The 7,497-nt window shown below is 64.7% G+C and carries 8 protein-coding genes; 4 read left to right on the top strand and 4 right to left on the bottom strand.

Features of this window, described 5'->3' with window-relative positions:
- Positions 1 to 187 precede the first annotated feature (187 nt).
- Positions 188 to 409, top strand: coding sequence for a polysaccharide deacetylase family protein (locus GQY20_RS30865; protein WP_157221021.1), 222 nt, complete (start codon positions 188 to 190; stop codon positions 407 to 409).
- A gap of 6 nt (positions 410 to 415) precedes the next feature.
- Here the strand turns inward: GQY20_RS30865 and GQY20_RS30860 are convergent, their stop codons facing one another.
- The 4 genes from GQY20_RS30860 to GQY20_RS30845 form a co-directional block, all read right to left on the bottom strand.
- Positions 416 to 931 carry a VOC family protein gene (locus GQY20_RS30860; RefSeq protein WP_232476348.1) on the bottom strand — a complete coding sequence of 172 codons (516 nt, stop codon included), beginning with the start codon at positions 929 to 931 and terminating at the stop codon, positions 416 to 418.
- A gap of 72 nt (positions 932 to 1,003) precedes the next feature.
- On the bottom strand, positions 1,004 to 1,495 hold the full coding sequence (locus tag GQY20_RS30855) for a MarR family winged helix-turn-helix transcriptional regulator (RefSeq protein WP_232476347.1): 492 nt from the start codon (positions 1,493 to 1,495) through the stop codon (positions 1,004 to 1,006).
- Positions 1,496 to 1,580: 85 nt separating this feature from the next.
- Entirely contained in the window at positions 1,581 to 2,735 is a 1,155-nt protein-coding gene (locus tag GQY20_RS30850; protein ID WP_157221020.1) for an aminotransferase class V-fold PLP-dependent enzyme, read from the bottom strand.
- 94 nt (positions 2,736 to 2,829) lie between these two features.
- Entirely contained in the window at positions 2,830 to 4,230 is a 1,401-nt protein-coding gene (locus tag GQY20_RS30845) for an amino acid permease (protein ID WP_232476346.1), read from the bottom strand.
- Positions 4,231 to 4,449: 219 nt separating this feature from the next.
- Between GQY20_RS30845 and GQY20_RS30840 the strand changes: the two genes are divergently transcribed.
- Genes GQY20_RS30840 through GQY20_RS30830 form a run of 3 tightly spaced genes read left to right on the top strand, consistent with a single transcriptional unit; the run spans position 4,450 to position 7,447 of the window.
- Complete coding sequence (locus GQY20_RS30840; RefSeq protein WP_157221019.1) at positions 4,450 to 5,523, top strand: LLM class flavin-dependent oxidoreductase; 1,074 nt, start codon at positions 4,450 to 4,452, stop codon at positions 5,521 to 5,523.
- Positions 5,520 to 6,284 carry an HpcH/HpaI aldolase family protein gene (locus tag GQY20_RS30835; RefSeq protein ID WP_157221018.1) on the top strand — a complete coding sequence of 255 codons (765 nt, stop codon included), beginning with the start codon at positions 5,520 to 5,522 and terminating at the stop codon, positions 6,282 to 6,284. The genes GQY20_RS30840 and GQY20_RS30835 overlap by 4 nt, the downstream gene beginning before the upstream one ends.
- Entirely contained in the window at positions 6,281 to 7,447 is a 1,167-nt protein-coding gene (locus GQY20_RS30830; protein WP_157221017.1) for a pyridoxal phosphate-dependent aminotransferase, read from the top strand. Before GQY20_RS30835 ends, GQY20_RS30830 begins: the two co-directional genes overlap by 4 nt.
- Positions 7,448 to 7,497: the final 50 nt, after the last annotated feature.

Genomic DNA, 7,497 nt, shown 5'->3' with positions numbered 1-7,497 from the left:
CCTATCCGAAGATCACCGATGACCACCCGCGAAGCTGACCGGCCGCTACAGCGCCTGCGATGAGCGCGCGACCGGTTAGCTTCGCTACCGTCGAGCTACACCATCACCGGGGACACGACCCGCCTGGCACCTTGACGATTTTCCCTATCTGGAATTCTCGCCCGGCTTTCCGGCGCATCCGCCCAGCGTGGCAGAGGAGATATGGAAGGGCGAGTTCGACTGGGGCTATGCCAATGTGCCGGGTGGCGCCATGACGATCACGCTGCATCCGCAGGTGATTGGCCGCGGCCACCGCATGCTGATGCTAGAGCGGGTGATCCGCCACTTTGCCGGTCATGAAGGCGTGGTGTTCGACACGCTGGGAAATGTGGCGCGGGCCTGGAAGTCGGAAAATCCCTGGCCGCAATGACGGCGACTATCTGCCGCCGATCGGAGATGTTTCGAGCCACTCCAGGAATTCGAGCGTGTATCCGCCGGGATCGCGTACCTTGAACTCTATGCTCAATCCGCCGCAGCCGATTTCGAGGCCCTGGCCGGTTCCCGCCACGCCGGCCGCGAAGAGACGGCGGTGCCATTTCTCGAGATCGGTCGTGACGATCGACAGGATGGCGCCCTTGTTCGCACCCGGAATGGGGCGCTGGCTGCCCGCATTGGCCGCCACCAGCCCGAGATAGGCCTGGTCGGCGATCCGGAACAGCGCCAGCCAGTCGAGATCGACCTGCTTCTCGAAGCCGATCACATTTTCGTACCAGTGGGATGCCGTCTCTATCTCGTCGTAATAGAATAGCGTCACCGCACCGCTGATGCGCGGCAGCGCCGCGCTGCGATAGGCCATTCCTGCGGGATTGCGCAGGGGAAATTGCCCCTGCGTGGCCAGCTCGGGACGAGGGCCATCGTTCCAGGCATCGGGCTGGGCGCGCGGGACCTGCATGCGGGGAGCTTCACCGAAATGCTGCGGCGCGTCAAGCATGTCGGGGGTGCCGTTGCCGCCGAAAACGGCGCCTCAGTCAAATTCGTTGATATTGTGCTCTATCCGCCGCAGCAGGCTGCGAAGCGTGTCGATTTCCTTCGTGGTGAGGCCGTCCATGGCGACCTTCTGATGGCGCTGCGCCGCGGGAAGGATCGCCTCGAACGCGTCCACGCCCTTCGGCGTCAGGACAACCTCGATCATCCGCGAATCCTCCGTGGACGTCCGGCGCGTGGCGAGCTTCTCCTGCTCGAGCTGGTCGATGACGCGGCTGACGGTCGGCTGCTCCATCAGCGTATGCTCGACGATCCGGCTGATCGTCAGCGTGCCGAAGGATCGCAGCACGCTGAGCACGCGCCATTGCGACGCGCTGATCCCGATCGCGCGCAAACGGCTCAGCAGGCGCATGTTGAGCCGGTTCGTCACGCGATAGAGCTGATACGGCATGAAATCTTCGAGCCAGCCGTCGCCCAGCTCGAGATTTCCGATCGCCCCCTCCGTTGTCTTGGTTCGGGATTTGCCCATCATATCCTCTATCCGGTGATGCTCTCTGCATTAGCCCACAGGGCTGCGGCATCGCTACCCGTTTTGAGAAGATATACGGGCCGGAACATCAGCCCTGCGGTGCGAAGCGGGGCTTCAGGGCATCGAGCGCGGTGATCAGCGCATCGATGTCCTGATCGTTATTGTAGAAGTGGAAGCTCGCGCGGACATTCGCGTCGCGATAGGACGTCACGATGTCGCGCTTCATCAGCGCATCGGCGAGGCCCGCGCTGTCGCGCGACGGGATGGCTACCGTGGCGCCGCGTCGGTTATCGTCCCGCGGCGTCACGGTGGGCCAGCCGATCGCGGCCAGCCGCTCGATGCAGCGCCGCGTCAATTCCCGGATCCTCGCCTCGATGGCCGGGGTACCGATGCTGAGCAGCAACTCGAGACCGGCTTCGGCGGCATAGCAGTTGACCACGGGCGGCGTTCCCGCCTCGAACCGCCTGGCCGTGGGCGAAGGCCGGTTGGCGGTGATGTCCATCGCCGTGATATTCTCCTGCGCGAACCATCCTGTGTGGGTGGGTAGCAACTCGCGGACCAGCGCATCGCGCACATAGAGGAAGCCGATGCCAGCGGTTCCGAGCAGATATTTCAGCATGCCGCCGACCAGGAAGTCGACCTCCATCGACGTGACGTCGATATCCACGGATCCCACCGACTGGTAGCAATCGAACAGGATCTTAGCGCCACGCGCGCGCGCGATCCGGCCGATCCCCTCGATGTCGAGCTTTGCGCCGTTCCTGAAGCAGACATGGGTGACCGCGACGAGGGCCGTGCGATCGTCGATCGCGCGCTCGAACTGCTCGAGCGGGATATAGCCGCTCTCGTCCGCCCTGACATGCACCACCTCGGCATTGCGCGGTTCCTGCGCATGCCAGATCTGGGCGTTCGTCGGAAATTCGAAGTCGCTGATCACCACCTTGTTGCGCGGGCCGCTGAAATCGATGGCACTGGCGATCGCATTCAGCCCCGCGGAAACCGACGCCGTCACCGCTATCTCATCGGGCCGCGCATGCAGGAGCCGGGCGACCAGCCCGCGCACGGCCTCGTTCTTGGCGACCCAGACGTCCCAGTTCGCGCCGACCGCAAGCCGGTCGTCCATATAGGCCTCGAACGCCCGCTTCACGTCGTTTGCGAGCGCGCAATAGGAACCGCTGTTCAAATAGGTCTTGTTGGCGAGAAGCGGGAACTCGCCGCGCATCGCCTCCAATGTGGTTTTCATGTTTGTTCTCGTCACGCTGTCGAGTCTGTGGAACGATATATATGCAAACACATATGAATATTCAATGACGCTTCGCGCGGCGGCATCGCCGTCGTCAGGAGTTGACCGCGCCCTCCGCGGCCGGTCTCCCCGAGCGCATCCGCCAGATGAAATAGGCGATCGTCAGGAAGATCAGCCAGGGCACGCCGACGAGCCACGAAATGCTCCAGGCCAGCGTGTCGAGGCCCATCGTGACCAGGATTGCGGCGAGCAGGATCAGGCCCGCGATCTGCATATAGGGGAATAGCGGCATGCGGACCGGAAGGTCCTTCGCCGGATGGACCCGGCGGAAGCGCAGATGGCTCAGCAGGATGAACATCCAGACGATGATCGCGCCGAACAGCGCGACGCCGAACAAATAGCTGTAGGCGAGCGGCGTGATGCGCGAGATGCTGGCGGCGACGAGGATACAGGCACCCGAAAGCAATATGGCAGCAAGCGGCGTGCCGTTGCGCGTCAGCCGGCCGAAACGCGCGGGCGCGAAGCCGCCGCGCGCGAGCGAGAACAGCATTCGCGAGCATAGATAGACGTTGGTGTTCATGCTGGACAGCGCCGCACTGAGCACGACGAAGTTCATGATGCCGGCCGCGGCGGTGATCCCGCTATGCGTGAACACCGCGACGAAGGGGCTCATCTTTACGATTCCCGACGCGCCCGTCTGCGTCCACGGCACGAAGCAGACGACGATCGTGAGAGCTAGGACGTAGAAGAGGAACAGGCGCAGCGCCATGGTGCGCAGCGCGGCCGGAATGGCAGTCTCGGGCTCGGCCGTTTCTCCAGAGGTGACGGCGATCACCTCGATGCCGTTGAACGAGAAGATGCCGACCACCACGGCCATCCAGACGCCCGCGAAGCCATGCGGCATGAACCCGCCGGGCAGGCCGACGAGATTATGGACACCCACTGCCGGCGTGCCGATGCCGAGGATCGCCGCGCTTCCCAATATGATGAACAGGACGATCGCGGTCACCTTGATGAAGGCGAGCCAATATTCGATCGTTCCGAAATGATTCACCGATCGCGCGTTGAAGTAGACGACGAGAAGCGAGAAGCCGATGGACCAGACCCAGGAAGGAATGTCGGGGAACCAGAAGCTCATATAGACGCCGGCCGCGGTCGCTTCGCCGCCGATCGCGATCACCTGCGCCATCCAATAGGTGTAGCGTACGACGAAGCCTGCCCAGCGATTGAGATAGGTTTCGGCATAGATGCCGAAGGATCCCGCGCTCGGATGGACGACCGCCATCTCCGACAGGCTCAGCACCATCACCAGCGCCGCGAAGCCCGCTATCGCATAGCTCAGGATCACTGCCGGGCCGGCATAGCCGATCGCCAGCGAGCTTCCCGCGAACAGCCCGGTGCCGATCGCCCCGCCAAGGCCGATCATCACCACCTGAGCCCGGCTGAGACTTTTGTGCAGGCCCTGCTCGCTCTGCGCTATCCTTGCCTGATCCACAAATCCCCCGAGAAAGCATTTTCATTCAAAATCATGTGAATTTATATGTCAACCGCTGTCTGCTGTGGCATGGCTAGGCGGCGCGTACCGATATTGAATCCGATATCATATGAAATCTTGCGCGTCGCCGCGATGCTGCCTAGTCTTCGCTATCGCGAGAGGCGATGCGGGGCCGGCACGGGGGCCGCGAGCGGCGCCGGGAGAGCGTGGGATATCGGAATGACAGGGGAGAATGCGTTCAAGCTCGGGCTGTTCGGCGCGAATGCGGACGGAGGTCTGGCGGCGACGACCGTGCCCGAACGGTGGGCGGCACGCTGGCCGGACATCGCCGAGGTGGCGCGCATCGCAGATGAGGCGGGGCTCGATTTCTTCCTCCCGATCGCGCGGTGGAAAGGGTTTGGCGGGACCACCAACGCCCGCGGCCATTCGTTCGAGACGCTGACCCTCGCCGCGGCGCTGGCAGCGGTCACGCGCCGCATGGCGATCTTCGCCACGGTCCATGCGCCGTTCGTCCACCCCGTGTTCGCGGCCAAGGCGCTGGCCACGATCGATCATGTCGCCAATGGCCGCTCGGGCCTCAATATCGTCTGCGGCTGGAACGAACCGGAATTCGCGCTTTTCGGTATCCCGCCGGTCGAGCAGCCTTATTCCCTGGGCCGGGAATGGTATGACGTGCTTGCCGGAATATTGACCGGACAGGGCACGTTCGATCATGACGGCTCCCATTTCCGGCTGCGCGACGTGGAAGGCCGGCCGCTGGCGTTGCAGCGTCCGCGCCCGCTCGTGATGTCCGCCGCCTTCTCTCCGGCCGGCAGGGACTTTGCGGCCCGGACCAGCGATATACTGCTCACGACCTTCGTCGAGCTCGACGATGCGCGTCGGACGATCGCCGACGTGACGGCGCGTGCGCAGGCTGTGGGCCGATCGCTCGACGTCTACACCGCCTGTCACGTGGTGTGCCGACAGTCCCAGGCAGAGGCGGAGGATTATTATGACCGCTTCGCCGTCCGGGAGGTGGATAAGGAGGCTGTGGAAAGGCATATGGCGATGAAACGCGCGACATCGGGATCGCACGATCCCGCCGCCTATCGGCTGCATGCAAAGCGCTTTGCCGCAGGCGCCGGCACCTATCCCCTGGTCGGCACGCCCGCGACGATCGCCGGAAGGATCGTCGCGATGCGCCAGGCGGGATTCGCGGGAACGGCGCTCAGCTTCGTCGATTATTTGGGCGAGCTGCCCTTCTTCGTGGATGAGGTTCTGCCGCTGCTCCGCGAGGCGGGGGTGCGGCCGTGACGGGCGCGTCCGGCAAGGCGCTGAGCCGGCTCGGCGCCGGAGAGACCGTGTTCGCGCTATGGCTCAGCTTGGGCTCCCCGCAGCTTGCCGAACTCGCCGCGGAGCTGGATGCCGACGCGATCGTCTTCGACTTGCAGCATGGCTGTTGGGATCGTCCGGGTCTTTCGGCGGCGATCGCGCTAGCGATGCGCGGCGCCACGCCGCTGGTCCGGGTCGCGGCCAATCGGCCGGACCTGATCGGGCAGGCGCTGGATCTCGGTGCGGGCGGGGTCATCGTGCCGCTGGTCGACAGCGCCGAGGAAGCGGCCGCCGCCGTGGCCGCCGCCCATTATCCGCCGTTCGGGTGCAGGTCCGGCGGCGGCATGCGTCCCCTCGCGGATTTCGATGGCTATCTTGCCGCCTCGCGCCACGGCACGCTGGTATCGGTGATGATCGAGACACGCGAGGCGCTCCGCAACATTGCGGCGATCGCAGCCGTGCCGGGGGTGGATCTCGTGTTCATCGGGCCGGGCGATCTCGCGCTGGCGCTTGCGGAGGATGCGGACATGACGCTCGAACGGGCGATCGGCCTCGTCCTTGCGGCGTGCGATGGCGCCGGCAAGGCCTGCGGCATCTTCACCGGCAGCGCCGAGGCCGCGCGAGAACGCGCCGGGCAGGGCTTTCGCTTCGTCGTCGCCAGTGACGATATCCGGCTCGCACGGGAAGGGCTGCGCGAGGCGCTGGCTGCCGCCCGCGCCACCGGGAGCGCTGTTGCGTCATGACCCCTGCCTTGCACGACATATTGCCGCGGATCGCCGGGATCCCGCTGGAGAATATCGCCAATATCGCCCGGCAGGCCTTCGACCGGGATACGATCATCCCGCTCTGGTTCGGTGAAGGTGATCTTGCCACGCCGGATTTCATCGGCGATGCGACCCTGGCGGGCATCCGCGCGGGGCATACATTCTATTCCTACCAGAACGGCATACCCGAGCTGCGCCGGACATTGGCCGAATATCACAATGATCTGCTCGGCACCGCGCTTTTTCCGGAAAGGATCACGGTGACGTCAGGCGGCATGCCGGCGATCATGCTTGCCATCCAGATGCTCGTCGGCGCGGGTGACAATGTGATCGTGATCGATCCGGTCTGGCCCAACATCGCCGGCGCCGTGCAGGTTGTGGGCGGCGAGGTCCGTTCCGTCCGGCTGGAGCAGGGGGCGCAAGGCTGGCAGCTGGACGTCGATAAGGTCGCAAGGGCGTGCGACGCGCGTACGCGCGCGATCTTCTTCGCCTCGCCCGGCAATCCGACGGGCGCGGTGATCCCGATCGCCGTGCAGCGACAATTGCTGGCGCTTGGCCGGGAGCGCGGCATATGGATCCTGGCCGACGAGGTCTATCATCGGCTAGTATTCGGTGAACGGGTGGGGCCCTCGATCCTCACGCTCGCAGACGCCGAGGACCGCGTGCTCGTGATCAACAGCTTCTCGAAATCCTGGGCAATGACCGGCTGGAGGCTGGGCTGGCTGGTTCACCCGCCATCGATCGGGCCTACGCTGGCGATGCTGACGCAATATGCGACCAGCGGAACGACGACGTTTCTACAGGATGGCGCGATTGCCGCGATCCGTCATGGCGAGCCTTTCGTGGCCGAGATGAACCGATATTGCGAGCAGGGCATGCATATCGTGTGCGACGCGCTCGAAACGATGGGCAGGGTGCGCCTGCCGGTGCGGCCGCGCGCGGCGATGTATGTCTTCTTCGAAATTGAGGGCGTCGTCGATTCGCGGGCCACCTGCCTCGACATCCTCGACCGGACCGGTGTGGGGCTGGCCCCGGGATTGTTCTTCGGGCCCGGTTCGGAGAGTTTCTTCCGCATCTGCTTCTGTCGCCGGCCCGATGTGCTTGCCGATGCGATGGACCGGTTGGGGGCGGCACTCGCATGAGCTCTGGGTTCGCCATGGCCGGAGGGGGTTTTCCCCCTTCCGGCCGCGGC

This window comes from Flavisphingomonas formosensis, assembly GCF_009755815.1.
In the GTDB taxonomy this organism is placed as follows: Bacteria; Pseudomonadota; Alphaproteobacteria; order Sphingomonadales; family Sphingomonadaceae; genus Flavisphingomonas; species Flavisphingomonas formosensis.
The sequence above is the reverse complement of the archived record's forward strand: the minus strand, read 5'-3'. Positions and strand labels throughout refer to the sequence as shown.